The sequence below is a fragment of the Oleiphilus sp. HI0067 genome (genome assembly GCF_001635735.1).
Genome location: NZ_LWFI01001192.1, coordinates 1 through 1,195, shown reverse-complemented (window position 1 = coordinate 1,195; position 1,195 = coordinate 1). Strand labels below are relative to the sequence as shown.

The 1,195-nt window shown below is 45.7% G+C and carries 3 protein-coding genes; all 3 read right to left on the bottom strand.

Translation table 11 applies throughout. The features are described 5' to 3' along the window. A partial coding sequence (locus A3739_RS17750) for an isocitrate/isopropylmalate family dehydrogenase (RefSeq protein WP_255376783.1) occupies nt 1-252 on the bottom strand: 252 nt, incomplete at its 3' end. Between the two features lie 48 nt (nt 253-300). Continuing rightward, nucleotides 301-954 (bottom strand): 3-isopropylmalate dehydratase small subunit, encoded by a 654-nt coding sequence (leuD, locus tag A3739_RS17745; RefSeq protein WP_068475469.1) that lies wholly within the window; start codon nt 952-954, stop codon nt 301-303. 14 nt (nt 955-968) lie between these two features. Then, nucleotides 969-1,195: aconitase family protein (locus A3739_RS17740; RefSeq protein WP_255376782.1), on the bottom strand; the 227-nt coding region annotated here is incomplete at its 5' end.

Below are 1,195 nucleotides of genomic sequence, written 5' to 3'. Positions count from 1 at the left end.
CATATCAAGCGCATCCCACTTAGGACCACCTACAGCACCAAGTAAAATCGCGTCAGACGCTTTTGCTTTATCTAGCGTCTCATCAGGAAGCGGAACACCCGTCGCGTCAATCGCAGAACCACCAACCAAAGCATGGTCAGTCTCTAGACCAAGACCTAACTTATCATTTACAAGATCAAGAACGCGTTCTGCTTCCGCAACGATTTCAGGACCAATGCCATCACCTGGCAATAACAAAACTTTTTTAGACATATCTAACTTTCCAATAAACTTTCAAATTCTTTCGCGTGCTTGCGCTTATTAAGCACCTTGAATCGCATCAAACAACCAAGGCGTTTCTTGGCGACGACGTGCTTCGTATTCTTTAATCTTCTCTTCGCTCTCTAGCGTCACGCCAATATCATCCAAACCGTTCAACAAGCAGTGCTTACGGAATGCATCGATTTCAAAGCTAAAGCTTTCACCGCTTGGCGTTGTCACAGTTTGCGCATCAAGATTGATATCCAACTCATAGCCTTCAGTCGCTTCAACTTCATTGACTAGCTGATCAACTTGCTCTTCTGTTAACACAATCGGCAACAAGCCATTTTTAAAACAGTTATTGAAGAAAATATCCGCAAAACTTGGCGCGATCACAGAACGGAAACCGTAATCATCTAAAGCCCATGGCGCGTGCTCACGCGAAGAACCACAACCGAAGTTTTGACGTGCTATCAACACGCTTGAACCTTGGTAGCGCGCTTGGTTTAAAACGAATTCTTCGTTTAATGGACGACCTTCACAGCTTTGATCTGGCTTGCCTTCATCTAAGTAACGCAACTCATCAAACAAGTTCTTACCAAAGCCAGTGCGTTTGATAGATTTCAAAAACTGCTTAGGAATGATCATATCCGTATCAACATTGGCACGATCAAGCGGAGCAACAAGGCCTTTTAATTCAGTAAACTTTCTCATCTCTCTCGCCTCCCCTATGCGCTTACAAATTCGCGAACGTCAACAAACTTACCGGCAATTGCAGCAGCTGCTGCCATCGCAGGACTTACCAAGTGCGTGCGGCCACCAAAGCCTTGACGACCTTCAAAGTTACGGTTCGAGGTAGATGCACAATGCTCGCCCTGACCTAACTTGTCGGCATTCATCGCCAAGCACATAGAACAAACCGGCTCACGCCACTCTAGACCTGCTTCGGTAAAGA

Bases quoted from the DNA above. Each gene is read 5' to 3' on its own strand.
- leuD (WP_068475469.1), bottom strand. From the start codon at position 954: ATGAGAAAGTTTACTGAATTAAAAGGCCTTGTTGCTCCGCTTGATCGT.